This window comes from Neobacillus sp. D3-1R (assembly GCF_052180215.1).
Taxonomy (GTDB): domain Bacteria; phylum Bacillota; class Bacilli; order Bacillales; family Cytobacillaceae; genus Pseudoneobacillus.
Genome location: NZ_CP197471.1, coordinates 2,989,477 through 3,016,427 on the forward strand (window position 1 = coordinate 2,989,477; position 26,951 = coordinate 3,016,427).

At 35.6% G+C, this 26,951-nt stretch carries 28 protein-coding genes; 3 read left to right on the forward strand and 25 right to left on the reverse strand.

The genetic code is table 11. The annotated features are described in order from the left end of the window. Positions 1–14: 14 nt before the first annotated feature. Both yqiS and ACSBPO_RS15375 read right to left on the reverse strand, forming a co-directional pair. Positions 15–920, reverse strand: coding sequence for a phosphate butyryltransferase (yqiS, locus tag ACSBPO_RS15370; RefSeq protein WP_442600385.1), 906 nt, complete (start codon positions 918–920; stop codon positions 15–17). A gap of 142 nt (positions 921–1,062) precedes the next feature. Continuing rightward, a complete protein-coding gene (locus tag ACSBPO_RS15375) occupies positions 1,063–3,135 on the reverse strand; it encodes a sigma 54-interacting transcriptional regulator (protein ID WP_442594779.1) in 2,073 nt (690 codons plus the stop codon). Positions 3,136–3,335: 200 nt separating this feature from the next. Between ACSBPO_RS15375 and ACSBPO_RS15380 the strand changes: the two genes are divergently transcribed. Continuing rightward, positions 3,336–3,584: a DUF2627 domain-containing protein gene (locus tag ACSBPO_RS15380; RefSeq protein WP_442594781.1), complete on the forward strand. Its 249-nt coding sequence runs from the start codon at positions 3,336–3,338 to the stop codon at positions 3,582–3,584. Positions 3,585–3,592: 8 nt separating this feature from the next. Here the strand turns inward: ACSBPO_RS15380 and ACSBPO_RS15385 are convergent, their stop codons facing one another. From ACSBPO_RS15385 to accB, 15 genes are all read right to left on the reverse strand, one after another. Next, positions 3,593–4,330, reverse strand: coding sequence for a glycerophosphodiester phosphodiesterase (locus ACSBPO_RS15385; RefSeq protein WP_442594783.1), 738 nt, complete (start codon positions 4,328–4,330; stop codon positions 3,593–3,595). Positions 4,331–4,609: 279 nt separating this feature from the next. Next, positions 4,610–5,401, reverse strand: a complete 792-nt coding sequence (spo0A, locus tag ACSBPO_RS15390) for a sporulation transcription factor Spo0A (protein WP_442594785.1) — start codon at positions 5,399–5,401, stop codon at positions 4,610–4,612. 290 nt (positions 5,402–5,691) lie between these two features. Continuing rightward, entirely contained in the window at positions 5,692–6,954 is a 1,263-nt protein-coding gene (gene spoIVB / locus ACSBPO_RS15395) for a SpoIVB peptidase (protein ID WP_442600386.1), read from the reverse strand. Positions 6,955–7,221: 267 nt separating this feature from the next. Then, a complete protein-coding gene (gene recN, locus ACSBPO_RS15400) occupies positions 7,222–8,925 on the reverse strand; it encodes a DNA repair protein RecN (protein ID WP_442594786.1) in 1,704 nt (567 codons plus the stop codon). A 15-nt stretch (positions 8,926–8,940) separates the two neighbouring features. After that, entirely contained in the window at positions 8,941–9,390 is a 450-nt protein-coding gene (gene ahrC, locus ACSBPO_RS15405) for a transcriptional regulator AhrC/ArgR (protein WP_442594788.1), read from the reverse strand. 137 nt (positions 9,391–9,527) lie between these two features. Next, positions 9,528–10,367 carry a TlyA family RNA methyltransferase gene (locus tag ACSBPO_RS15410; RefSeq protein WP_442594790.1) on the reverse strand — a complete coding sequence of 280 codons (840 nt, stop codon included), beginning with the start codon at positions 10,365–10,367 and terminating at the stop codon, positions 9,528–9,530. Between the two features lie 3 nt (positions 10,368–10,370). Then, on the reverse strand, positions 10,371–12,266 hold the full coding sequence (dxs, locus tag ACSBPO_RS15415; RefSeq protein WP_442594792.1) for a 1-deoxy-D-xylulose-5-phosphate synthase: 1,896 nt from the start codon (positions 12,264–12,266) through the stop codon (positions 10,371–10,373). Between the two features lie 254 nt (positions 12,267–12,520). Further along, positions 12,521–13,405: a polyprenyl synthetase family protein gene (locus ACSBPO_RS15420; protein ID WP_442600387.1), complete on the reverse strand. Its 885-nt coding sequence runs from the start codon at positions 13,403–13,405 to the stop codon at positions 12,521–12,523. A gap of 14 nt (positions 13,406–13,419) precedes the next feature. After that, a complete protein-coding gene (xseB, locus tag ACSBPO_RS15425) occupies positions 13,420–13,656 on the reverse strand; it encodes an exodeoxyribonuclease VII small subunit (RefSeq protein ID WP_442594794.1) in 237 nt (78 codons plus the stop codon). Then, positions 13,649–15,004: an exodeoxyribonuclease VII large subunit gene (xseA, locus tag ACSBPO_RS15430; RefSeq protein WP_442594795.1), complete on the reverse strand. Its 1,356-nt coding sequence runs from the start codon at positions 15,002–15,004 to the stop codon at positions 13,649–13,651. Before xseA ends, xseB begins: the two co-directional genes overlap by 8 nt. Before the next feature lie 89 nt (positions 15,005–15,093). Beyond that, positions 15,094–15,963 carry a bifunctional methylenetetrahydrofolate dehydrogenase/methenyltetrahydrofolate cyclohydrolase FolD gene (folD, locus tag ACSBPO_RS15435; RefSeq protein WP_442594797.1) on the reverse strand — a complete coding sequence of 290 codons (870 nt, stop codon included), beginning with the start codon at positions 15,961–15,963 and terminating at the stop codon, positions 15,094–15,096. A gap of 102 nt (positions 15,964–16,065) precedes the next feature. Beyond that, the gene (nusB, locus tag ACSBPO_RS15440; protein ID WP_442594799.1) at positions 16,066–16,458 is read right to left on the reverse strand and encodes a transcription antitermination factor NusB; all 393 of its coding nucleotides are present in this window, start codon (positions 16,456–16,458) and stop codon (positions 16,066–16,068) included. A gap of 178 nt (positions 16,459–16,636) precedes the next feature. Continuing rightward, the gene (locus ACSBPO_RS15445) at positions 16,637–17,044 is read right to left on the reverse strand and encodes an Asp23/Gls24 family envelope stress response protein (RefSeq protein ID WP_442594801.1); all 408 of its coding nucleotides are present in this window, start codon (positions 17,042–17,044) and stop codon (positions 16,637–16,639) included. A gap of 23 nt (positions 17,045–17,067) precedes the next feature. Next, entirely contained in the window at positions 17,068–18,420 is a 1,353-nt protein-coding gene (accC, locus tag ACSBPO_RS15450; RefSeq protein WP_442594803.1) for an acetyl-CoA carboxylase biotin carboxylase subunit, read from the reverse strand. Positions 18,421–18,436: 16 nt separating this feature from the next. Next, positions 18,437–18,946 (reverse strand): acetyl-CoA carboxylase biotin carboxyl carrier protein, encoded by a 510-nt coding sequence (gene accB, locus ACSBPO_RS15455; protein WP_442594805.1) that lies wholly within the window; start codon positions 18,944–18,946, stop codon positions 18,437–18,439. A 259-nt stretch (positions 18,947–19,205) separates the two neighbouring features. Between accB and ACSBPO_RS15460 the strand changes: the two genes are divergently transcribed. Then, on the forward strand, positions 19,206–20,684 hold the full coding sequence (locus ACSBPO_RS15460) for a methyl-accepting chemotaxis protein (protein ID WP_442594807.1): 1,479 nt from the start codon (positions 19,206–19,208) through the stop codon (positions 20,682–20,684). A gap of 35 nt (positions 20,685–20,719) precedes the next feature. Here ACSBPO_RS15460 and ACSBPO_RS15465 read toward each other — a convergent pair whose 3' ends face one another. The 8 genes from ACSBPO_RS15465 to spoIIIAA form a co-directional block, all read right to left on the reverse strand. Further along, positions 20,720–21,265, reverse strand: coding sequence for a SpoIIIAH-like family protein (locus ACSBPO_RS15465; protein ID WP_442594809.1), 546 nt, complete (start codon positions 21,263–21,265; stop codon positions 20,720–20,722). 1 nt (position 21,266) lies between these two features. Further along, positions 21,267–21,938, reverse strand: a complete 672-nt coding sequence (spoIIIAG, locus tag ACSBPO_RS15470; RefSeq protein ID WP_442594810.1) for a stage III sporulation protein AG — start codon at positions 21,936–21,938, stop codon at positions 21,267–21,269. Next, a complete protein-coding gene (gene spoIIIAF, locus ACSBPO_RS15475; protein WP_442594812.1) occupies positions 21,928–22,560 on the reverse strand; it encodes a stage III sporulation protein AF in 633 nt (210 codons plus the stop codon). Before spoIIIAF ends, spoIIIAG begins: the two co-directional genes overlap by 11 nt. A 6-nt stretch (positions 22,561–22,566) precedes the next feature. Continuing rightward, positions 22,567–23,769, reverse strand: a complete 1,203-nt coding sequence (spoIIIAE, locus tag ACSBPO_RS15480) for a stage III sporulation protein AE (protein WP_442594814.1) — start codon at positions 23,767–23,769, stop codon at positions 22,567–22,569. Between the two features lie 246 nt (positions 23,770–24,015). Then, entirely contained in the window at positions 24,016–24,405 is a 390-nt protein-coding gene (spoIIIAD, locus tag ACSBPO_RS15485; RefSeq protein WP_442600388.1) for a stage III sporulation protein AD, read from the reverse strand. 15 nt (positions 24,406–24,420) lie between these two features. Then, positions 24,421–24,627, reverse strand: coding sequence for a stage III sporulation protein AC (gene spoIIIAC, locus ACSBPO_RS15490; protein WP_009794945.1), 207 nt, complete (start codon positions 24,625–24,627; stop codon positions 24,421–24,423). A 15-nt stretch (positions 24,628–24,642) separates the two neighbouring features. After that, on the reverse strand, positions 24,643–25,158 hold the full coding sequence (spoIIIAB, locus tag ACSBPO_RS15495) for a stage III sporulation protein SpoIIIAB (protein ID WP_442594816.1): 516 nt from the start codon (positions 25,156–25,158) through the stop codon (positions 24,643–24,645). After that, positions 25,159–26,082 (reverse strand): stage III sporulation protein AA, encoded by a 924-nt coding sequence (gene spoIIIAA / locus ACSBPO_RS15500; RefSeq protein ID WP_442594818.1) that lies wholly within the window; start codon positions 26,080–26,082, stop codon positions 25,159–25,161. Positions 26,083–26,276: 194 nt separating this feature from the next. Between spoIIIAA and ACSBPO_RS15505 the strand changes: the two genes are divergently transcribed. After that, positions 26,277–26,942, forward strand: coding sequence for an SIMPL domain-containing protein (locus tag ACSBPO_RS15505; RefSeq protein WP_442594820.1), 666 nt, complete (start codon positions 26,277–26,279; stop codon positions 26,940–26,942). Positions 26,943–26,951 lie beyond the last annotated feature (9 nt).

Here is a 26,951-nt window from a genome sequence, read left to right on the forward strand (position 1 = left end):
TTTTTAAAAAGAATTTATTTAGCAGCAGAGCAGAGTGCAAGTGCAAGAGAATATAATTTACTCTCAGCAGAATCCGCTCTAGAAGTTAATACAATTGGTGCCTTTGCGCCTGCAATGACTGCACCGACTTTCGCATTGGCAAAATAAACAAGTGCTTTATACAAAACATTCCCGACCTCGATAGTAGGAACTAAAAGAATATCTGCCTGTCCAGCTACTTCGCTTGATATTCCTTTGTGTTCTGCAGCAAATTTAGATATAGCATTGTCTAATGCAAGAGGACCATCAATGACACAATCCTTAATTTGCCCTCTTTTATTCATAACCGTTAAGGCGGCTGCATCCAATGTTGCTTGCATCGAAGGATTAATTACCTCAACTGCGGCAATTGGCGCGACCTTTGGTAGTGATACACCAATTTTTTTGGCTATAGCAACTGTATTATTTACAATTTGAGCTTTTTGTTCTAAATCAGGTGCAATGTTCATCGCCGCATCAGATAAGATGATAAATTGTTCAAAACCATCCACTTCAAAAACAGCAACATGTGATAAAACATTTCCTGTCCTCAACCCAAAATCCTTATTTAATACAGCTTTTAAAATAGTTGCAGTTGGAATGTTACCCTTCATCAGTACATCTGCTTCATTCAGCTTAACTGCCTTAACTGCATTTTCGGCAGCTAACTGGCTTGAATTTGTATGAATTACTTTAATTGCGGAGTTCGTTATTAAACTTGGATTTTTTTCTTCCATGAGTTGTAATATCTTTTCCCTATCACCGAATAAAAGAAATTTCCCAAGTTCTAATTTTACTGCGTCATTTACTGCTTCAATTACTTCAGAGTCTTCAGCAGCAGCAACCGCCACTGTTTGATTTTCCATCTGGGTTGCTTTTCTGATAAGTTCCTCTAGTTTCATAATGATTTCAACCCTTTCTACCATTAAACACGAACTCAATTATATTCTTGCAAGAAGCGTGCCAAAATTATTTTTATGAAAACGCTTTATTTTTAAGTATTTGTTTTTATTGGTATATGCAAAATTGTTCATACCATGAAAATTATTGCATGCTATTATTTGCAATATCTAATTTTTCAAGTTTATAATACAAATTCCGTAATGATAACCCAAGTGCTTTAGCGGTTAATGTTTTATTACCATTGAAACGACTTAAAGTCTGGGATATCAATTTGGATTCGAATTGTTCAACCATTTCTGTCAGAGATTGATTCATTTCAACAGGTTGCTGATCTTGTTTTTCATTTTTTCTCGCCAATTTATCATTTTTCAATTCAGGTAAGTGATGAATATCCACCATCGACTCGTTATATTTCATAAATATAATAGCTCGTCCCAGAATATTTTCTAGTTCACGAACATTACCTGGCCATTCATACATCATCAGCTGATTTAATGCTGCCTCGGTAACCCCTTCCACATTCCTCCCATAATCACGATTTATTTTATGTAATAATCGTTCACAAAGAGCTGGGATTTCCTTTAGCCTTGCTCTTAAAGGGGGAATATGAATAGGCATACGGTTTAAACGATAGTATAAGTCTTCCCTAAATGTCTTTGCTGCAATTCCTTTTTCTAAATTCACATTCGTTGCTGCAATGACTCGAACATTAATAGGTAGAGGTTTGGTTCCGCCTACACGGATAATTTCTTGTTCTTGTAAAACTCTAAGTAATTTGGCTTGTGTACCTGCAGGTAACTCTCCTATCTCGTCGAGAAAAATACTTCCATTATTGGCTTCTTCAAATAACCCTCTTTTGCCTCCTCGTTTGGCTCCAGAAAAAGCTCCTTCCTCATAGCCAAATAATTCACTCTCCAGTAATGACTCTGAAATAGCAGCGCAATTCACTCGGATAAACTTATTGAATTTACGGTCACTCGCATTATGTATAGCATGTGCAAATAATTCTTTCCCTGTTCCTGACTCTCCTCTGAGTAATACAGTTGCAGGGGTTTTTGCCCCTAACTTTGCTTGTTCTATCGCAAGTTTCATTTCTTCGGATATCCCAATAATATCCTCAAAGGAATATTTAGCTTCAAGAGTGCGAATAATTTGTCTTGCACGGGTTAATTCTCTATTTAAAGATTGAATTTCAGACATATCATGAATAACACCAACACTGCCCTTTAACTTCCCATCTACAATAATAGGTGCTACATTAACCACTACTTCTTTTTTATTAGGCCCTACTCTCATGGCTACTCCACGTACCGGTCTCCTCGTTTGAAGAACCCTCATGTGCATACTTTCTCCCTCAGAAATATCTGCAGTTGCTGGCTGACCAATCACTTCTTCTTCCTTCAGTCCTGTAATTCTTGAGTAAGCTCTATTAATCATTATTCCTCTTCCCACATCATCAACAACAGATATGGCATCATCGCTCGATTGAATGATCGCTTGAAGCATGGTTTGGATTTCTTTTAAATTTGTTACTTCCTCTGCTAAATTTAGAACTCCTGTTATATCCTTAAACACAGCAAACGCACCAAACAGTCTTCCATTTTCATCAATTAAGGGGATGCGAGTAGTGATAATTTTAAAACCATTAAATAAAACCTGTTCCTGATTCGTTTCCATACGTCTTGTTTCTAAAATTCTTGGAAGTTCAGAATTAGGTATAATATCTGTTATTTGCTTGCCAATTACTTCCTTACCTTGAACACCTACTATTTTTTCAGCACTACGATTAAAGAAAACAATTTCACCTTTAACATTTATCACAATCATACCGTCATCAGTCGAATTAAAGATAAGATCATGTTTGTAAGTTTCATTTCGGAGGGTACTTATAAGTTCTTCTTTTTCTAGCATTAATTTCGAGATTAAAAAGGCAACACTTCCTGGGATCAGCACGGTATTTTTACTTCTTGCATCACGTAACTCTTTAAATACCTCTTCATCACCAGTAACTTCAATAATAATATCAACTTCATCCGACAGAAAAGGTCTCCAATCACTACTGGTTAATATCCCTTCCTGCTTTGCCAATTTTAAACCTGGAGCATTCGGATTATGGTCCACTACTACTTTTACATCAAGAACAGCTGTCTCTTTTAAAATTTTTAAAATCGCAGTTCCACCTTTTCCAGCTCCAACAATCATTACAGTTTGCATTTTATCATCCTTTTTGGAAAAAGCTTTCATGTTATTTATTCGAAGGTATGAAAATTTTTTCACTCTTATTTTATACCTATTTTGTTTTCTTGACAAATGGCACCTATGGTATATCATTTTTAATGGGGAAGAATATTGTAATGATTTATTGAATATCCCATTTTCATAAAAATACTTTACACTTAGAATGGATGTTTAACATGACAAGAATAATAGCCTTAGTCATATTGCTGATACCAGGAGTTATTGCGGCAGTCGGCATTAAATTTATGAGAGATATGTTTTTTGGAATCCTACATGCTCCAATCCCATACTTATGGCTTCAATTTCTTATTGGACTTATCTTTTTTATTGTTGGTTTAGGTTTTGTAGCAGGCTTTATCTTTCATCGTGACCGTAAAAGAAATAAAGTGCAAGCAAAATTCCAACAGGATAAAAAACGACCGTAGATTCTTATCTACGGTCGTTTTCTTAAGCTTATTTGTATTTCTTTTGCTTTTATTGGGTCATCCGTTATAAATGACGTGCAACCGACTTCAAATAATCTTCTCATATCTTCTTCTTTATTAACTGTATAGGGGCGAACGGCTATCCCATTCTCCATTGAGCTAAGAATAATTTCGTTTGGTGCGGCAAGCAATCTTGGATGGATTCCTTTTGCTTTAATGGATTGAGCATAAATCCATGGCATATATAGCCCTTCGGAGTATAGCGGGGCCGTTTCTATTTCCGGAGCTAAGCGATAACAATAAACGATACTGTAATGATTAAAAGAAGAAAGGATCATTCTATTTTCTAAATTATAATGGCGTATTAGGGATATAACTTTTTCTTCCATGCCCTTATAGGGAAATATTCCGTTCTTTAGTTCAACATTACAGATAAGTGAATTAGTTGTTAACCATTCTAAAAATTCATTAAAAGATGGGATTGGTTCTCTTTTCAACAATCTCTTATTTTTATAGCTTGCATCAAGTTTTCTGATTTCTTTGAATGTAAGATCTTTTACAAATCCTGATCCATTCGTAGTTCTATCAACCTTTTCATCATGAATAACAACTATTTCTCCATCCTTCGTTAATTGTACATCAATCTCCAATCCATCGGCTTCAGCTTTCTCTGTCTCTATAAAAGCCTTCATCGTATTTTCAGGAAAAGCTGCTGAATAACCACGGTGGGCAAATATTTGTGTCATTTATTTTGATCCCCCTCTTTTTTCTGAGTTAAGCAAGAACAAAAAGCGTAAGCGCCTTGAACAGCCCCGACAAGCAAATGTTCTCTAGTGTAAGAAGTCTGAACTTCGACTTCTTACACTAGAGGTTATTTGACCTCGAGGGCTAGGCGCTGGAGCTGGATTACGAAAAACTTCTTCTAAAGTTATCTACAAGTTTAAATTTTATAAATTCCTAAACCAAAATAAAAGACTGAATATAAGATTGTGAAATCTTACTCAGTCCTTTTAATTTTATTCCTTTCAGGAAGCTTTATGCTCCAAACGTAACTTATCAGCTACCATTGCAATAAATTCAGAATTGGTTGGTTTTGCTTTTGACATGCTTACTGTATAACCAAATAAAGAAGAAATAGAATCAATATTTCCACGGCTCCATGCTACTTCGATGGCATGACGAATGGCCCGCTCAACACGGCTTGCAGTAGTGTTATATTTTTTAGCAATATCCGGATACAATACTTTTGTAATAGAACCAAGTAATTCGATATCGTTATAAACCATTGAAATGGCTTCACGTAGATATAAATAGCCTTTAATATGTGCAGGAACACCAATTTCATGAATGATACTTGTAATACTTGCATCAAGATTTTTAGGCTTTTGCTCAACAGGTTGACGGAACCCTTGGTTTAATGGCTTTCTTGACATTTGATTTGTTTGACCGCTAACCTGACGGACAATACTAGCCAGATTCTCCATATCAAATGGCTTTAAGATAAAGTAAGCTGCTCCTAAATCTACTGCTTTTTTTGTTACATCTTCTTGACCAAATGCGGTAAGCATAATCACGTTTGGTAATGAGTTTTTTCTAAGATCACGTAAACGTTCCAATACAGCTAGACCATCTAAATGAGGCATAATTATATCTAAAACAAGAACATCAGGTTCTACTTGTTCAAGTAAGGTAAGGCATTCTTGACCATTATGTGCAATCCCCACTACTTCTAAATCTTCTTGGGATGAAAGATAGTCCTCTAATAAACCTACTAATTCTCTATTATCATCTACGATACATACTTTAATTTTTTTCAATTCAAGCTTCCTCCTCAAGTAATATAGCCACTTTATCTGTTTCTTATTTCTATTCTAAATTACAAATTCGACAATGCAACAAAAATTCCTCTTGTTTTTTAAAAATTTCTTAAAAATTACGCAAAATCTTAATTTTCCTTCGATTTTCTTGTAAATTCGACTTATTTCGATAGTTGACAATTACATTATTATAATTTTGTCGAAAAATCTTTATTTTTAATATATTTTACCACACTCTTTCCATTTTAAACAAAAAAAATAGGCGAAATATATACGCCTATTTTTTCGAATCAGCTTGCTTTTTGTTTTGATTTTTCATATATATCTATACCTGCTTCATTTAGCATCCACTCAATATGAACACCGTATCCAGAAGTAGGATCATTTACGAATACATGGGTTACAGCTCCGATTAATTTTCCATCTTGGATAATGGGACTTCCACTCATTCCCTGAACAATCCCACCTGTTTTTTCAAGTAACTTTTTATCTGTTATCTTTAATACCATACCTTTTGTAGCCGGGAACTTTTGTGGAATGGTACTGACGATTTCAATATCAAAAAGCTCTACTTTATCATCTTCTACAACGGTTAAAATTTGTGCCGGCCCTTCTTTTACTTGATGAGATAACGCAATCGGTAATGGTTTATCAAATACTCCATTAGAAATTTCTTTGTGTAGTTCTCCAAAGATTCCAAATGGGCTATTTCTTTTGATGTCTCCAATAATTTCACGATCGGATGAAAAACGAGCGAGTTTTTCACCTGGATCGCCATTACTTCCTTTTTCAATAGAAGTTACAGTAGAACGGACGATTTGCCCATCTTCAACGACTATCGGTTTTTTTGTATCCATATCAGAAATGACATGACCTAGTGCCCCATACTTTTTTGACTTTGGATCGTAAAATGTCATTGTACCGATACCCGCTGCAGAATCTCGTATATAAAGACCTAATTTATAGGTATCCTCATTTTCATCTTTTAACGGCTGAAGCTTAGTTGTAAATTCACCGCTTTCACGGCTAATGACAACTTGTAACGGTTTTCCGTTTTCACCGGAATTTTGTACAAATGGAGCCACATCTGACATTTTTTCGATTGTTTGACCATTTATTTTAGTAATAATATCTCCAACCTTAATTCCTGCAATTTCTCCCGGAGATTTTTTACCATTATTGGTACTAACTTGGTGATGCCCAACTACTAAAACACCTACCGTATTTAACTTTACACCAATTGATTGTCCACCTGGAATAACTTTAAAATCCTTTAATACATTAACATCGACTTTTTTAATAGGGAAACCTGCTAATTCAAGGAGCATTTCATTTTTTCCTTGTTCGGCGGCATTAATTTTAACTGTATCCCTTTTGTCCTTTAGGGAAATACTTGAATTGTTATGAGTTAATGAAACGGTTACCGGAACAGCTTTATTCATTTGTAGCTGCTGTCCTTCAAATACAGTAATGCTTTTCGGAATTTCGATATATTCCTGGAAGTATGAGGAAAAACCGATTGAAATTAATGAAACAAGGAGAATTCCACCCATTATTTTTCTTAAACTTTCAATGAACAAATTTTTCACTCTCCTCGCTTCTAGTCCACAACGTCTAATTGGCTACAGTTATAATTTTGCCTTGATTCAGGTCATTTATAACTGGAAGATAAAGAAAAGCTTTTAGAACTGCTTGATTTCTTTTTATTCAAGCTCTCTGTTAAATTTTTCTGTTGACTCCGTTAGAATTAAAAAAGGAAAAGAACAATATGTTCTTCTCCTCTTTTTCATTGCGAATTGCACAAACAATAACATAAGCAGCTAATTTACAGTTTCCTTTTGTTTCTTCATCTCACTTGCCATAACTAATAATTCTTCGGCATGTTGTTTCGTTAAATCAGTGATTTCTACTCCAGAAATCATTCGACCAATTTCTTTCACTTTTTCAGCAATCGATAATGAACTTACAGATGTTATCGTTCTTCCTTCTACAATTTTTTTAGAGATAAATAAATGGATATCTGCCATTGCTGCTACCTGTGGAAGGTGAGAAATACATAAAACTTGAGAATTTACCGCAACATGATGGATTTTCTCAGCAATTGCCTGAGCTACTCTACCACTAACACCGGTATCTACCTCGTCAAAGATTATCGATGTGACACCTTGATGTTTGGAGAAAATGCTTTTTAAAGCTAACATAATTCTAGAGAGTTCCCCGCCAGAAGCCACTTTTACAAGTGGCTTTAATGGTTCTCCAGGATTGGTTGAAATAAAAAATTCTAAATGATCCATACCAGCCATTGTAAAATGTTCATTTTTATTTTCAAACCTAATTTCAAAAACTGCTTTCTCCATATAAAGCTCTTTTAATTCTTTATGAATTAAATTAGTCAATTTTTGGGCCCATTTTTTTCTTAATTGACTTAAGTGGAGAGCTTCTTCTTTTAAGTCTTTAGTGAGCTCTTTTATCTCTATTTCTAATTGTCCGATATGCGTTTCTTTATTTTGGATCGTTTCTATTTCTTCTTCAATCTTTGCAGAATACTCTAAGATTTCTTCAATGGTTTTTCCGTATTTACGTTTTAGTTGATTTATTTCATTCCATCTATCCTCAATTTCATTCAATCGATTCGGATCAAATTCAAGTCCATCTAATTCGTTACGCAAAGTCCTATTTACGTCTTCTAGTGAGTAAAAAATAGTTGAAATCGAATCAAATAATTCTTGATAATGGGAATCTAACTGTGCAACATCCTCTAAATTCCCCATAACTAAACTAATCCAATCCAACCCCTTATGCTCTCCATTTAATGCTGAATAAGATGTTTGTATTAAGCTAAAAATTCTTTCAAAATTACCAAGCTTTTTCTTTTCTTCATAAAGTTCTGTATCTTCATTAAGTTTAAGGTTTGCTTTTTCAATTTCATCAAATTGGAATTGAATTAGATCTAGTCTATGAGCCATTTGTTGTTCATTTTCACTTAAATGTTTTAACTTTTTAATTGTATTCTCATACTGGCGGTATAGAATTTGATATTCCTTTAATGCTGGTGCTATTTCTGCAGCTCCAAATTGGTCTAAAAGTATTAAATGAGAGGATTCATTCATTAATTCTTGATGTTCATGTTGTCCGTGAATATCAACCAAAGTAGACCCTACTTCTCTTAAAGTAGCGATGGTCACTAATTTTCCATTGACCCGGCATATACTTTTGCCTGACTTGGAAATTTCTCTACGCAGGACGACCATTCCATCTTCTATATCAATTCCGAATTCAGATGCTTTTTTTATAATAGGATGTTCTATTTCATCAACCTGAAATAATCCTTCTATTTCAGCCTTTTCTTCACCATGGCGGACAAATTCTAAGGAACCTCTTCCACCAACTAGTAGATGAATGGCATCTATAATAATTGATTTACCTGCACCTGTTTCTCCTGTTAAAACCGTTAAACCTTTGTCAAACGAAATTGTTTGTTTCTCAATAATCGCAAAGTTTTTTATGGATAATTCTATTAACAATCCCCTCACCCCTTATTAGAGCATCTCAAGGAATCGATTTGTAATAAGATCCGTATCTTCTGGTGAGCGACAAATAATCAAGCAAGTATCATCACCACAAATTGTTCCTAATATTTCATTCCAATCCAAATGGTCGATTAGTGCACCAATAGCCATTGCATTACCAGGTAATGTTTTCATAACTAACAAATGTCCGGCTGAATCAATTTTTACAAAGGCATCCATTAACGTTCTCTTTAATTTTTGTAATGGGTTAAAGCGTTGGTCAGCAGGAAGGCTATATTTATATCTTCCATCCATTAATGGAACTTTCACTAAATGAAGTTCTTTTATATCACGCGAAACTGTAGCTTGGGTAACATTAAAACCAGCTGCTTTTAATGAATCTACTAATTCATCCTGTGTTTCGATGTCATTGTTGGTAATGATATCTCGTATCTTAATATGGCGTTGACCCTTATTCATGTTTTCACCTCTAATTACATACCTCATATATGTAATAATTTGTCTTATATAATCATATGTTAGCCCATTTTGTCGCTATTGTACATTTTTTTTAAAGCGCTTTTCAAAAAGAAAAAAAAGAAGCCAGAATAAATGACTTATTCCGCTTCTTTCTTTGATTTAAACTCCAGATGAGCCTTCTCTACCACTTCTTTTGGTTCTATTTTTAGATTATTTAGACCTTCTTGTGGATGACCAGTCCATTTTAAATGGATGAGAAATTCGATATTCCCATCTCCTCCGGTTATAGGAGAAAAAGATAGGTCCTGGACATTGTAACCTTCTTCTAGACAATGTTTAATAACCTTTTCAATAACAGCTAAATGTACATCTGGGTCGCGAACAATTCCCTTTTTTCCGACTTGATCTCTACCAGCTTCAAATTGAGGCTTAATAAGCGCCACTACATCACTATTAGGAATTAACAAAGTTCTAAGAACAGGGAAAATTAACTTGAGTGATATAAAAGAAACGTCAATGGATGCAAATTCAGGCAATCCCATTGTTAAATCAGCCGGAGTGACATATCGGAAATTAGTGCGTTCCATCACGATTACACGGTCATCCTGCCTTAACTTCCATGCCAACTGATTATAGCCAACATCTAATGCATAAGACATCTCTGCTCCATTTTGCAACGCACAATCTGTAAAGCCACCTGTACTCGCCCCAATATCAATCATCTTTTTACCTTTGATAGTAAGATTAAAAACTTTTAAAGCTTTTTCAAGCTTTAAACCACCTCGGCTAACATAAGGCAAAACGTTCCCTTTAACCGTTAAGGGGATATCTGAACTGACTTTCTCTCCTGGCTTGTCCAATCTTTGCTCATTCGTATACACTAGTCCTGCCATTACTGCTCTTTTTGCTTTTTCACGTGTTTCTACTAAACCTCTTTCTACTAGTAAAACATCGATTCTTTCCTTCTTGACTTTCATTGTTTATATCCTTTTTGCTTTAGTTTGAATTAAATTTTTAATTTTGCTTATGGTATCTTGTGTTGTTAATCCAATCTCATCTAGTAATAAATCAACATTTCCATGTTCTATAAATTGATCTGGAATTCCCATCCGATCGACTCTTGCTGAGAAATATCCATGGTTTTGTACAAATTCTAATACCGCACTTCCAAAACCACCTTGAAGAATCGCTTCTTCAATTGTTAGAATCGGTAAATCTTGGTCTAAAATCGTTTTAAGCATTTTTTCATCTAAAGGTTTTATAAAACGAGCATTAACTACTTTTACACTAATTCCTTCTTTTTCTAAATTAGCAGCAGCTTCTAACGCCATTGGAATGGTAGTACCAAAGGTAAGCACTGCAATATCTTCGCCCTCTTTTAGTACTTCCCAAGAACCGATTGGAATATTTCTTAGTGTTTCATCCATTGGGACCCCAATTCCATTCCCTCTTGGGAAACGCATAGCAATCGGTCCCTGATCATAATGGATAGCCGTGTTTACCATATGCTGACCTTCATTTTCATCCTTTGGCATCATTAAAACCATATTAGGAATATGTCTTAAAAAAGCTATATCGAAGACACCCTGATGTGTTTCACCATCAGCGCCAACAAGACCCGCTCGATCAATTCCTAAGAAAACATTTAAATTTTGTCGGCAAATATCATGAACAACTTGATCATATGCTCTTTGTAAAAAAGTAGAATAGATCGCTAAAAACGGCTTCATACCTTGAGTTGCTAAACCAGCGGCAACTGTTGCTGCATGCTGTTCAGCAATACCTACATCATACATTCTGTCTGGAAACTCACTTGCAAACCCCTCAAGCTTAGAACCTACTGGCATTGCAGGAGTGATTGCCACTATCCGTTCATCCTTACGGGCAAGCTTTCGAACCGTTTCACTCACTAACTTACTCCATGCTGGCGGAGCAGCCGTTGCAGGCTTTACAAAATCACCGGTTTCCATTTTGTATGGTCCAGTACCATGCCAAGTGCCAATTTTATCATTTTCAGCTGGTTGATAGCCTTTTCCTTTCTTCGTAATAACATGAAGAAGGACGGGACCTTCGGTTTTCTTGGCATACTTTAAATTTTCAAAGAGTTCTTCATAGTTATGACCATCAACGGGTCCTAGGTAAGTAAACCCTAGTTCTTCAAAAAACATTCCTGAAACTAATAAATATTTAAGACTATCCTTTACTCTTTCAGCGGTTGAAGCCAATTTTCCACCGACTGCTGGAATTTTCTTTAATATATATTCCATTTCATCTTTTACCCACTGGTACTTTCCAGCAGTTCGGAGTCTTCCTAAAACGGAATGAAGGGCTCCAACATTCGGTGCAATAGACATCTCATTATCGTTTAAGATCACAATCATATCTTTCTTTTCATGACCGATATGATTTAATGCCTCTAAAGCCATTCCTCCTGTTAAGGCTCCATCCCCAATGATTGGAACAATATAAGAAGATTCTTTTTTCAAATCACGTGCTATAGCCATACCCATCGCAGCAGATAGGGAAGTGGAGCTATGACCGGTTTCCCATACGTCATGCTCGCTTTCGACCATTTTAGGAAAGCCACAAAGCCCTTTAAATTGTCTCAAGGTATCAAATTGAGCTGCTCTACCAGTTAAAATTTTATGTACATAGGACTGATGTCCGACATCCCAAATTAATTTATCTTTTGGGCTATTAAAGCATGCATGTAATGCGATGGTTAATTCCACAACACCTAAATTCGGGCCAATATGTCCACCTGTTACAGAAAGTTTCTCAATAAGAAAGGTTCGGATTTCTTCACTCAATTGCTCTAATTCAGGTATTGTCATGCCTTTTAAGAAAGAAGGGTCTTTTATTTTTAAAAGATCCATGATGGACCACTCACTTTCATCTTTTTATTCCTTTTTTCTATCTTATTATAATAATATGGAAACCACTACTCTAAAAGCAACAATGGTTACGAAAGCCCATTGAAAAAAGAGCCGCTAACACAAATGTGATAACGGCAATTGTGAGACTTCATTATATCAATGTTTTACTGATCACGAATGACTAGAATACTGAACCATCCAATAATAAACATTAGTATACCATATATGTTATTTTCTCTCAAATGACCATTGCATCAATGATTTCTATTAGCAATTAGGTCAGTAATTTCTTCTAAAATTGAAGTGTCTAAGCCGCTTTCCTTTAAGTACCTTTTTGCTTCACTTACATGAGTATGTAATGCTTCTTTTGCACCGTTCATGGTTAGTAATGCCGGATAAGTACTTTTTTGATTATTTTGGTCACTGCCCACAGGTTTACCTATAATCTCCTGATCGCCTTCCAAGTCTAATATGTCATCCTGAATTTGGAAAGCAAGCCCTAGATGATAAGCAAATAAAGATAAACATTTTCGTTGTTTATCTGATGCATCGGCTAAAATGGCACCGGCCAGTACACTAAATTCTAAAAGTTTACCCGTTTTATGTATATGAATATATTCTAATCCAGTTAAATCTAAGCTTTTTCCTTCGGCTTCCATATCAGCTACTTGCCCACCAACCATACCCTCTGATCCAGCAGCTTTTGATAATTCTAAAATTAAATTAAGCTTCTTATCGTTAGTAACAGTATCGTAGTTAGATTCAGCGATAATTTGAAAGCTATAGGTTAGCAAAGCATCTCCGGCTAGAACGGCCATTGCTTCCCCAAAGACTTTATGATTTGTTGGCTTCCCTCTTCTAAGGTCATCATCATCCATGCAAGGTAAATCATCATGAATTAAAGAATAGGTGTGTATCATTTCTAATGCAATAGCTGTTTCGAGTCCCATCATTGAATCCTTATGAAAAGCTTCAATGGTAGCAAAAACCAGTAGAGGTCTTATTCTCTTTCCTCCAGCTTCTAAGGAATATTGCATAGCTTCTTTAATCGTCAAAGGAGCATTTAAGATATCAATTTTTCTTTTCATTTCTTCCTCTAAAGATGCGATATGCTGCTTGGAGAATTCAGATAAAGACATTGTTGACACTTTGGTTATTCCTCCTCACGAACTGCGAACGGTATAGTCCGTCCATCCTCCGTTAACATTTCCGTTAACTGCTCTTCCACATATTTTAATTTATCTTGACAAAGCTTGGAAAGGTTCATTCCTTCTTTATAAATTTCAATAGCTTCTTCAAGAGGTACGTCCCCTTCTTCTAAGCGCTCGACTATTACTTCTAACTTTTGAATCGCATCTTCAAAACTAAGAGTGGTTGTTTTTTCAGTCAATTTTATCACTACTTTCTACATTAATCACTTGGCAATCTATTTTACCGTTACTTAATTGAATATTAATAAGATCGTTTGGTTTAACTTGTTCCACTTTTTTAATTAATTGCTGCTCGGTTGTGTAAACAAGACTATATCCTCTATCCATAATTTTCAATGGACTTAAAGCATCTAGGGTTGTTATGACATTTGTAAATTGTTGCTGTTTTTGCTGATGAATTCTAATCGTTGCTCGTATTAATCGTTTTTGCGTTCGACTAAATGTCTCTTTTTCTTTATCTAATAGTTGTTTAGGATGGTTTCGATTTAACCTTTTTAACAAGAGGTCTAAGTTATCACTCTTTTGACTCGTATAGCTTCTAGTACCTTTCGTTAAGCGGTCAGTAAGACGGTCTACCTGTTCAAGCTTTTGTTCATATAGTCGCTTAGGATACCTAAATGCGTACGATCTTTGTATTCTTTCTATTCTTGCTCTTTGGAAACTTAACTTTTCTCGCATTGCTCTTAGTAAACGCGCTTTCCGTTCTAAAATTCTCTCATGCAATTCTTCGATATGTGGTACAGCCAGCTCTGCAGCCCCAGTTGGTGTAGGTGCCCTAAGATCGGCTACAAAATCAGCAATAGTAAAATCTGTTTCATGTCCAACCGCTGAAATAATAGGAATATTCGATGAGGAAATAGCTCTTGCCACTATTTCTTCGTTAAATGGCCAAAGTTCTTCAATGGAACCTCCACCTCTACCTACGATCAAAACATCGATATGATTTAATTCATTTGCTTTTTCAATAGATTTAACAATCGATGGCGCCGCCTGTCCTCCTTGAACTAGTGCTGGCAAGACAAGAATATCAGCAATTGGGTATCTTCGCTTTAATGTCGTTAAAATATCTCTAATCGCAGCACCTGTTGGTGAAGTAATAATACCAATCCTTTTTGGGAATGGCGGAAGTCTTTTTTTCGCACTTTGTAAAAATAATCCCTCATCTTCAAGCTTCTTCTTTAGTTGTTCAAAAGCGAGAAAAAGCTCACCAATTCCATCTGGCTGCATTTCTTTGATATAGATTTGATATTGACCACTAGGCTCAAAAAGAGAGATATCCCCTTTAATTAAAACCTTCATTCCATTCTCTGGTGAAAATTTCATAGACCTATTGTTACTAGAGAACATAACAGCAAGTATTCTTGCTTTTTCATCCTTTAAAGTGAAGTACATATGTCCACTTGAGTGTTGCTTATAGTTGGATATTTCTCCTCGTACAAAAACACCCTGTAAATGAGGATCCGCATCAAATTTTCTTTTTATGTATTTGGTTAAAGCATTGACAGTTAAATATCGCTGTTCAGACATATTAGAGACTCCTCTACAAAAAAACTGTCCAAATCCAATACATATTTTTCAGTATGAAATTTATGTATTGGATAAGGACATATGAAATATTATATTGAGTTTTGAATTGTTGGTTTTACATTTTTAGCGGATTTCAACGTATTATACATCAACATCGTAATCGTCATCGGGCCAACTCCGCCTGGAACGGGTGTAATATATCCGGCTTTCTCTTTCACTTCATCAAAGGATACATCTCCACAAAGTTTTCCTTCCTTATTACGATTCATGCCTACATCAATGACAACTGCCCCTTCTTTTATATGGTCAGCAGTTATAAGATCCACCTTACCAACAGCTGCTATCAATATGTCTGCTTGTTTCGTAATGGCTTTTAGGTCTGTTGTCTTAGAATGACAATATGTAACCGTGGCATTTTCATTTAAAAAAAGTTGCCCAGAAGGTTTACCGACAATATTACTTCTCCCTACTACAACGACATGTTTCCCACTAATCGAAATATTCATTTCTTCAAGCATCACCATTACACCATAAGGAGTGCAAGGTAAAAATGAATCTTGACCTGTCATCATTCTACCAATGTTAATTGGATGGAATCCGTCTACGTCTTTTTCAGGAATAATGGTTTCTATTACTTTTTTCTCGTTAATATGATTTGGTAAAGGTAACTGCACTAAAATACCGTGGATGGAATGATCCTCATTAAGTTCTACAATTTTGGCTAATAATTCATCTTCACAAATCGTAGCTGGAAATTCAATTAGGACCGAATGCATTCCAAGTTGTAAACAAGCTTTTTCCTTGCTTTTCACATAAGTTCTTGAAGCAGGATTATTTCCCACTAAAATAACAGCTAATCCTGGGATAATATTTCTACTCTTTAATTCTTGAACTTCCTTTGCAATTTCTTCCTGTTTGTTCTTTGCAATTTGTTTTCCATCAATAAGTTGAGCAGCCATCCTTTATCCTCCTCTATTTTTTATAATGCTTTAGCCCTTATATACAAAACTTTGGGAGCCAATCGCTTTTGTAGAGAAGCCAATTTAAAAGGTTGTGAAGTATTAAGACATTTGCTGTTTAATTTTAGCTAAAACCCCGTTAATAAACCGACTTGATTGGTCATCTCCATACATTTTTGCAATTTCTATTGCTTCATCGAGAATGACATTAACCGGAACATCATCTGTACAGTACTTCATCTCGAATATGGCCATTCTAAGTAAACTACGATCTACATTTGCCAAACGCTCTAAAGACCATTTTTCTAAATGTTCCTTAATACTTTCATCAATTTGAGTTTGATGTTCAATAACCCCTAATACCAATTTTTCTAAATAAGGATCTGTTGGCTCCTCATCAAGTACATGCTCAATCGCAGCACTAGGTTCTATCTCACTCATATCTATCTGAAATAAAGCTTGTAATGCTTTTTCTCTCGCTGTTCTACGTTTCATTTATTGTTAACTCCTTTACCTTACTTTACCATTCATCAATTTGGCTATAATCTTTGTCACATCATCATTATTATGACAAACTTTCACATTAAAAACTAGTTTAAGAAAGATCATATATAAATATTCGTAATATTTTTAAAAATAAAGAACCAAAGACAACAGCCTTTGGTTCTTCATTTTATAGTTCTTGTTCGATTTCAACTTCCTGTTTTTGGTTCTCAAATTGTATTCCAACAACATGAATGTTTACTTCCTCAACCTCTAATGCAGTCATATTTAATAAAGCTTGACGAATATTATCCTGAACTTTCCCAGCAACGGTTGGAATAGAAATTCCAAACTTCATCACGCAATATACATCTACCTTTACCCCATCATCAGTAAGTTCTACCTTAACACCCTTACCATGATTTTTCTTACCTAATCTTTCAACTACACCAGTAGCAAAATTACCGCGCATTTGGGCAACACCTTCAACTTCTGAAGCAGCAATACCTGCAATAACTTCAATAACTTCAGGTGCAATTTCTACTTTACCAAGCCCTGCATACTCTTGATTCATTTCTAAAATGTGGTTTTCGCTCATCCCTAATACCTCCCGAGTATTATCTAAGATTTCATCACATCATACAGTTCAAGGAACTTTGTATTAAACTGTCCTTCAACAAACTTATCATGTTCTAATAATTTAAGGTGGAACGGAATAGTTGTATGTATTCCTTCCACAACAAACTCACTTAGAGCACGTTTCATTCTTGCAATTGCTTCTTCTCTAGTTGCTCCATAGGTAATAACCTTAGCAATCATAGAATCGTAGTATGGTGGAATCGTATACCCTGGATAAGCTGCCGAATCTATTCTTACACCTAAACCACCTGGAGGTAAATACATCTTTATTTTTCCAGCGGACGGCATAAAATTCTTTTCCGGATTCTCAGCATTTATACGGCATTCGATTGCCCATCCATTAAACGTAACTTCTGATTGTGAAAGAGGAAGCTTTTCACCAGAAGCAATCTTAATTTGTTCTTTTACTAAATCAACACCCGTTACTATTTCAGTTACAGGATGTTCTACCTGAATACGAGTATTCATTTCCATAAAGTAGAACTTACGATTTACATAATCATATATAAATTCTACCGTGCCAGCCCCTGTATAATCAACTGCTTTTGCAGCTTTTACAGCAGCATTTCCCATTTCCTCACGAATCTCCCCATCTAAAGCTGGTGATGGAGTTTCTTCCAACAATTTTTGTAAACGTCGTTGGATGGAGCAGTCTCTTTCACCTAAATGAATAGTGTTTCCATAAGAGTCTGCCAGCACTTGAATCTCTACATGACGGAAATCCTCAATAAATTTTTCGATATAAACTCCTGGATTACCGAATGCTGTAGCCGCTTCAGTCTGAGTAATGGTAATACCTTTTGTTAGCTCTTGTTCATTTCGAGCTACACGTATTCCTTTACCTCCACCACCTGCAGTGGCTTTAATAATGACAGGGTAGCCCATTTTGTTTGCAAGCTCTAAAGCTTCTTCAATATTTTTTATGATCCCTTTTGATCCTGGAACAATCGGAACACCTGCTTCAGCCATCGTTTGACGAGCTATATCCTTTGTGCCCATTTTAGTTATCGCTTCAGGACTTGGACCAACAAAAGTAATGTTCACTTCACGGCATAGCTCTGCAAAATCAGCATTTTCGGCTAAAAAGCCATAGCCAGGATGAATGGCATCACAGCCTGTCAATTTGGCGACACTTATGATATTGGTAAAATTCAAATAGCTATCTTTTGAAGCAGTAGGTCCGATACAATATGCTTCATCCGCTAGTTGAACATGCAATGACTCTCTATCTGCTTCAGAGAAAACTGCAACAGACTCCACCCCTAAATCTCGGCAAGCCCTAATAATGCGTACAGCAATTTCTCCTCGATTTGCAATTAAAAGTTTTTTTATCATTCTAACAAATCGCTCCTTATTCAGGCTTTACTAAAAATAATGGTTGTCCGTATTCCACTAATTGTCCATCTTTTACCAAAATTTCAACAATTTCGCCGTTAACTTCTGCTTCTATTTCATTGAAAAGTTTCATTGCTTCTACAATACAAACAACAGAATCTTTTGTTACTTTTGAGCCCGGTTTTACATATACATCAGCATCTGGTGATGGTGACTGATAGAATGTCCCTACCATAGGGGATGTAATCTTATGTAAGTTTGAAGTATCAGCTTGTACAGCTTCTTGAACTGGCTGGACTGGTGCAGCTGAAGATTCTTGAACAGTAACCGGCTGAACTGGTTGTGCTTGTTGTGTTGCTGCTACAACGACTGGTTGGGACTGTGGTTGTGGTGCGGTTAAAGTGACTGTACCATTCACGGTTTTTTTCATTTTAATTTTAGAACCCTCTGATTCATAAACGAATTCATCAATACTTGATTGATCAACTAATTTAATTAGCTCACGAATTTCTTGAACTTTTAACAAAAGAAACACTCCTTGTCTGCTATCTAAATTTCTGAAATTTTCTAAAAGAATAAACATAAGAATTATGACTAGCTACTAATACTATACGATAATATCTTATAAAAGTTCAATAAATGATTCAAATCCTGTGATATTTTTATTTTCACCTTCTTTAAATGGTCTTATATTCAGATGTGGAAAAATGTTGTAAATTGGAGAAGGATTTTTTCTTACCCTTATCGAAATAGTACTTATTGTCGATTAGGAAAGGATTATGCGTATGGATCAAATGGAACAAATAAAAAAAGATGATTTAATTCGAAAGAACTCGCTTGTGATAAAAGCAGCAATGATTAGTGTTTTGTTGGCTGCTATTGTCGACATAGCTATGAAGAAAGATTTAGCCGTCATATTATCCATCATTATTGCAGGCGGAATTGGCGTTTCGATTGTTGCCTCCCTTCATTATTCACAAAAATTCATTAAAGTTATCCCTTACTTAGCCATTTTAATTGTATCTGCTGTTATCTTTATCATTATGGAAAATAGTATTTCTCCTACAGCGTACTTCCTCATTTATTTTGTATTGTCTATCGCTGCTATTTATATGGAGAAATCGATTCTTTGGCTATCATCCTTTTTGGGATTTGTTATTATTACTGTTTTTACATTTCTCCATCACGATTCTTTACCTTTAGAAACAAAAAATTATGTAACGATTTATCTACTGTTTTCTCTTGTTACGATTTTATTAACCTTCCAGCTTACGATATCAAAAAAACTTTCCGAGCATATTGTTAAAGCTCAAAAAGAAACGGAACAACTCCTATTAAGAGATCGTCAAGTAAAGAGCACGATTGCTGAAAATACGGAAAATATCTCAACGATGATAGACCTAGTGAAAATAAAAAGCCAAGAAAATCTTCAAGCCTCGCAGGTCATGAATCAATCCATCGCTGAAATATCAGCAGGCATTCAGATTCAATCTAAAGCCATTGTCGATATTACAGACACTTTGGAGAATTCAAGCGAAACTTTATCAGAAACTACTTTATTAGTAGAAAAATTACACAAAGATTCCATAGTGACCAATCAAGTGACAGAATTAGGTCAAAGCCTTGTTTCAAAATTAAAAGATGAAATCTCCTTTTCATACCAAGATATGCTTGAAGCTGAAGAGCAAATTACCAAGCTTACCACACTGGTTAAAGAAACGGCTCATTTTGTTACTGCCATTCAAGAAATTGCAAATCAGACCAATTTATTAGCATTAAATGCCTCGATTGAAGCGGCACGAGCTGGTGAAAGCGGAAAAGGTTTTGCCGTCGTAGCTGAAGAAGTTCGTAAACTGGCTGATACTTCTAGTAGAACAGCAGCACAAATATCAGAAAATCTAAAAAATGTTTTTTTAGGCACAGAGAAAACAAAAATACAGATAAGTAATACTAGTCTCAAGGCAACAGAAAATCTGCAATTAGCTATGGAAACACAAGATTCCTTTGTTAAAATAAGTGACACGTTTATGAATTTACGGGAAGATATTTCTAAACATGAAGCCTTGACTAAGCAAGTAAATGAATCCTCAAAAACAGTTGAAGTAACCTTGAGTGAATTTCGTGCTGTAATGGAACAAGCGAGTGCCACATTACAAGATTTATCCTCTTCTGTGGAACTTCAAACCTATAAAAACGAAAAACTTTATGAATCTATCTCAGCAGCACATGATTCCATTGAAAGCTTATTAAAATTACAAAATTAAAAGGAAGGCCTTTTGGCCTTCCTTTTGTTTATCCATTATTGTTCAATTTGGAAATCAACTGCAACATATTGCATTGTTCCGATTTCAGACTTTACTAGTTGAATAATGTCATTTGCAGCTTTAGCAGATTTTCCTTTGGCTTTAACTGTTATACGAATTTCTTCTCCATCAGCACGAACTAATGCATCATCGTATCCAAGTGTTTGAATTAAAGTTTCTAACATTTGTTCTTTGTTTGCCACTTCATTTAGAGTCTTTAGTTCCTCATGTGCTGCCACACGTTGATCTGCTGGAAGTTCTGTAGAAGCGATCATCGTTTCTAATTCTTCTTTTCTTTGGCTGCGAGCATCTTCTAAATCCATACGAAGTGCTTCAAATACTTCGTCACTAGCAATACTAGAAATAATATTTTGATCTTGCTCACTTCCTGCTACATCTTTTGCCTTACCTTGATCTTTATTTTCTTGGACTGATGCCATATCTGTCATTTTTTGTTCCGGTGAAGTAATGTAATAGACTGATAGTACTACCACTAAGCTAAGCATTGTTAATAACCAAACTGTTTGTTTTTTCAATAACATATTATGAATCCCCCTTAGTTTTTTTTGGCATTACCGCCACGCGATGACTTGGTACATCTAGTACTCTTGTTACAGCTTCTACAATCCATTTTTTCACTTGAATATTTTCTGCACCTTGAGCAACAACTAACACGCCGCGAATCTCTGGTTTTTTTGTTTCAATTAAGATGGGTCCCTCTTTTTCCCCTTGTCTTACAATAACCAGTTGTTCATCAATTGAGGCATCTTCAACCTTTCGTTGACCACCTTCGCGGTCAGTTTCATTGGTTGTTTGAGACCTAGTGACAACATTTTTTTCTAATACTTTTTTATCAGTGGCATCAACATTCACAATAACAGTGACTTTATCGACCCCAAGCATCTGCTCCAGTGCTTCCTTAAGCTGCGCTTCATATGAACGCTCATAATCTGATATGGTTGTATGTCCACCACCTCCAGAAGATTTTTGACCAAATGCTGCAACATCTTCTTCAGTGGCTTCTTGATTTTGAAAAGTAGAGACTGTCTTTTCCACTGGATCCTTTTGTGAAAAAAGGATATTGTTTGCAAGCATAATCAGCGCCCCGAAAAGCCCCACAAGCAGCAAATACTGGAATTTAACATTTTTCTTTTCTTTCTTTTCATCTGTTGAAAGTAGTTTCTTTAACCATGTGAATGGCCCATTACGATCCATTTCTGTTTGTCACCTCCCCTTCAATCAAAACTTCAATAGCATTTTCTGTTACATTCCATTTTTCAGCTAGAAGCGAAGTGATTTCTTCTGATTGAGTTGTCAATCGTTTAGATGGAGGAGGATTAGTTGTATTAATCTCCACTGTTTTGACCACTTCAACGACATTTGCTTCATCCTCTGCTGGCTTTAACTGAACGATGACTTTTTGGAGGTTATCCGGAAAAGTATGGTTGCTCTTTTCGTCAACCATTAGATCAATGTTTGCAATTTCTAAACCGTACTGTTCCATCAACTCCTCCTCAGTGTCCTTTTTAAGTTGGACAGCCATTGTTTCTAAAATATATGCATGTTGTGAGGCTTGTATTTCTTTTTTCTTCATTTCTATTAAATTTTCCATATTTTTTTCTCCAGAAGACTCGAAAATAGGGATGGAGGACAGTGCAGACTCAAAATCTTTTGAAATTAGTTTTAATACAGGAGTTAAAATAATCGCAATTAGCAATAACCCCATGACTATTTTTGTGTATTTTTGGAAACTAGAATTAGGTAAAAGCATATCGATAACCGTTGCTAATAGTACAAATAAAATAATATTGGTTACCCACTCAGTTAAAAATTGCATATTTACCTACCTCACCATCATTGTTAGATTTCCGGCTGCGATGATGACCGTTATAGATAGAAAAAACATGAGAGAGACGATGGCTAAAGCTGCAAAAACATAAATGACGCTTTTACTGATAATATCTAAACAGGAAATAACGGGACCTCCACCTAAAGGCTGTAAAATAGCGGCAGCAAATTTATATATAAAGGCAATCATTAAAATTTTTATAGCTGGAAAAGCAGCAATTAGAATTAAAATAGCTACACCTGCAATACCTACTGTATTCTTAAGCAGTACAGAAGCATTAATCACGGTATCCGTAGCGTCAGTGAAAATTCTTCCGATTACAGGGATAAAATTTCCAGTAATAAATTTTGCTGTACGAATGGTAACGCCATCAGTGATCGCCGTTGAAGCGCCTTGTACAGAAATCACTCCAAGGAAAACTGTTAAAAATAATCCTAGTAAACCTATACTCCAATTACGGAGTAAATTGGCCAACTGACTAACTTTGTAATGCTCCGTTAATGTGCTAACGATGCTAAGTAAGGCTGATAAAAATAACATCGGTAAAACAACATATTGAATAAAAACCCCGCTCATGTTCATGAGGAATAGAATAACAGGATGAAAAAATGCTGCAGATATTAACCCGCCTGAGGATGCGATTAGTGCCAAAAGCAGTGGTATTAAGGCTAATATAAATGAGATCATTGTATTAATGGCATCCTTTGTATAATCAATTGCGATGTGAAAACTGTTTAACGCAATAATCATTAGGACCATAAATACAATGGCATAAGCCACTTTACTGACCGTACTTTGCTCAAAGGAGTTCTGTAAAGTTTGTAAAAACATACTAAAAACAGTCAACAATATTAAAGAACCTAATAGTTTTCCATTCATAATAAATTCTTGAAAAGCAAATTTAAACATACCTGTAAACCATTGCTTGAACGAGAACTGTTTTTCTCCTTTAATAAAGTCATAAAGGCTTCCCTTTTGACTTTCAGGTAAAAAACCGCCGTATTGATGGGTAATATCTTCCCAATACTTCTTTAACTCATCCATATTTAATGTCTCAAGTTGAGACTCAACCAGTTGCTGTGGTGTTTGAGGTGGGTCACCTTGGCTAGTTTCTGTTGAAGCTTGGACAACTGGAGTGATTAATAGAGAAAGAAAGAACAAGACTATGACTAGGAATGGTAGCCGGTGCTGCTTCATTTTTTCACCTCTTATAAGAAAAGCGTAAGCGCCTTGGTTAGCCCCGACAAGCAAATGTTCTCTAGCATAAGAAGTCTGAACTTTGACTTCTTATGCTAGAGGTTATTTGACCAAGGAAGAAGTGATTTTTCTTCTTCCATCGAGGGGCTAGGCGCTGGAGCTAGACAATTTTCGAACTCCCAAAAGTTATATACTCCCTTACCTTATTAGAAAAGCATAAGCGCCTTAAGCTAAACCGTTAAAAGATTAGTTCGGTATAAGCTGTATGATCGTTTCAATTAGTACAGTTAAGATTGGAATCGCCATGGCTAAAATGATAATCTTCCCACCTAATTCAATCTTTGATGCGATTGCTCCCTGACCTGCATCCTTTGTTATTTGTGCTGCAAACTCCGCAATGTAAGCTATCCCAATAATTTTTAGTATCGTTTCAACATAAACAAGGTTTACATTTGCGTTAGAAGCAATCCTTTGAAGCATTTGTATAATTTCATAGATTTGATCAACTAGAAAAAGAAAAATACCACAGCCAACAAAAACAATTAACAGAAAGGCAAAATTAGGTTTTTGTTCTTTTAGAATTAATGCTAAGAAGGTAGAAACTAATGCGATTCCAACGATTTGCAAAATTTCAATGGCAGGAATCCTCCTTTAACCTTGAAATAAAAAAACAGATTTAATTTTTTGAAATAGGTCATCCACGATAGATGCAACCATGAACAAAATATATATAAACCCAAAGAGGGTTACCCATTGTGCATATTCCTTTTTCCCAACTTGATCCAAAATGGTATGCAAAAAAGCAACTACGATTCCCACCCCGGCAATTTTAAAAATAATATCTACTTCTAACCCCATTGTTTCTCCTCCTAGCTACAGCAGTAAGATTATTAATAATAAGCCTGATAGAAACCCGAGACTTTTGACCATTTTTTCATATTTAACTTGCTTCTCCCTCGCTTCTATTTCTTCTCTCTCTAAATGTGTGAGTGTCAGCATAATATGCTTTTGCTGGGACAACCGGTCATGCCTACCTAATGTCTCACCGAATTGTTTCATAATTTCAAATTCTGATTGTTTAAAGGCTGTTAATTTCCAAACCTCATTTAAACTTTCTTCCCATGCATCTTTAACAGTTGTATCTGAATCCGTTAATTTCTTTGCAAAGGATTCAAAAAACCAGGAAATCGGTTTGGTTAATTGAGTAGATAACCTTCTGGCTGCTTCGTGCAGGGGGGTATGTCCATACATGATTTCTGCCTCTAATGATTGTAGGGCAGATTTTAGCAGTCTTAGTTGTCTTGGCCTTTCACTTAAATGTCTAGATGCTTCAAAACCAGTCCAAGTGGTGGCGACAATAATGAATATAGCCCCAATCACTTTCATCATTTAGGTCACTCTCACTTTACTTGAAATCTCTTTTCCAAATTGGTCTTTAATTTTGGTAATGGTTCCCGGCCCCTTTTGCCGGCTCAATTCAATATATCGTTGAAAGATTCCTTGCTTAAGAATCATTTGTAGGCTTGGGCGTTTTTGAATTTCTTCAAACGATTCCCCATGAGTGGTCATCATGAGCTTAATTCCAGCATTCACTGCTTCTAAAATCGCTTCTGAATCTTCTAATCTTCCTATTTCATCCACAATAAGGACCTGCGGACTCATTGAACGAATCATCATCATCATACCCTCAGCTTTAGGACAGGCATCCAGAACATCAATTCGTGGGCCAAATGTTAGCTGTGGGATACCGTTAACACAACCCGCAATCTCTGATCTTTCATCCACAATTCCTACTTTTTGCGAAGGAATGGATCCTTTGTGATCACCTGTTGAAATGATCCTTGCTATATCACGAAGTAAAGTTGTTTTCCCCGTTTGGGGTGGGCCGATGATCATCGTATGCATCCAGTTTCTATCGAACAGAAAAGGAACTAGTGAATCGGCAATTCCAATCTTTTCTTTTGCAATACGAATGTTAAAAGAAGAAATATCTCTAATGGCTTTTACTTTTCCAGATTCTAAAATAACCTTTCCGGCTAGTCCTACTCTATGTCCGCCATCAATTGTGATATATCCTCTTCGTAGTTCCTCCTCTAAAGCATAAATAGAATGATGACTAATTTTATTTAATAACTGAACTGCATCATCAGCTGAAACCGAATATGGAAGAAAAATAGATTTTCCACCTAACGTTACCTCAATTGGTCGATTAATCCTTATTCGAATTTCCTCGATCTCTACTTTTTGTGAAGGAGGGATAAGCTGCATTTGTTCCAAAATGTTTTTGGGTAAAAAGGATAGGACTGATTCCATATGATTCCTCCTTGCTAGTAAGTCTCTCTCGTAAAAAAAACCTTATTAAAATGTATGCCTGCCTGGACACATTATGACTTTCTTTTGGACAATTAGTATGAAATTAAAAGAGATATGAATTTTTCATGTCATAGAATGTTTACCTATCTTTGCAAATAAACATTAATAAGGAAAAAAAGAAGGGAGGAGAACGTTTGTATTACAACTATCCATCCATTTATCGAAATCAAATGGATTCTATCAACAATAAAAATATAATGAAAGTAAATGGTGAGGGGATTGTAACAGCCGTTCCAAACCAGGCTTCCGCGACGATTGGTGTCATTACAGAAGGAAAGGACTTAACACAAGTACAAAAACAAAATTCAGAAATTATTACAAAAGTGGTTCAGGTTCTTCAATCCTTTCATATTCCTAAAAAAAATATCCAAACTTTTGACTACCATGTGGATACCCAATATGATTATGAAAATGGGAAACAAGTTTTTCGCGGTTATCGAGTTCAAAATCTATTAAAAGTTACAATTAATGAAGTAAATGAGCTTGGTAGGATTATCAACAGTATCATTCAAGCAGGTGCAAATTATGTCTCAAACGTTCAATTTAGCGTATCTAATCCTAATGAATATTATCTGCAAGCTTTAAAAAAGGCATTGAAAAATGCTCACGAAAAAGCAGAAACGATTGTTTTGAGTCTAAAAGTCAACTGGAATCCCATTCCGTTTAAAGTGGAGGAACTCGGAAAGGAAACTGGACCTATCCAACCATTAACCTTTGTAAAGGCTGCCTCTAGTGAGGAATTTCAACCCGGAACACTTCAATTTAAAGCGGCAGTTGCAGTCAAATATTATTACTATTAAAACGAAAAA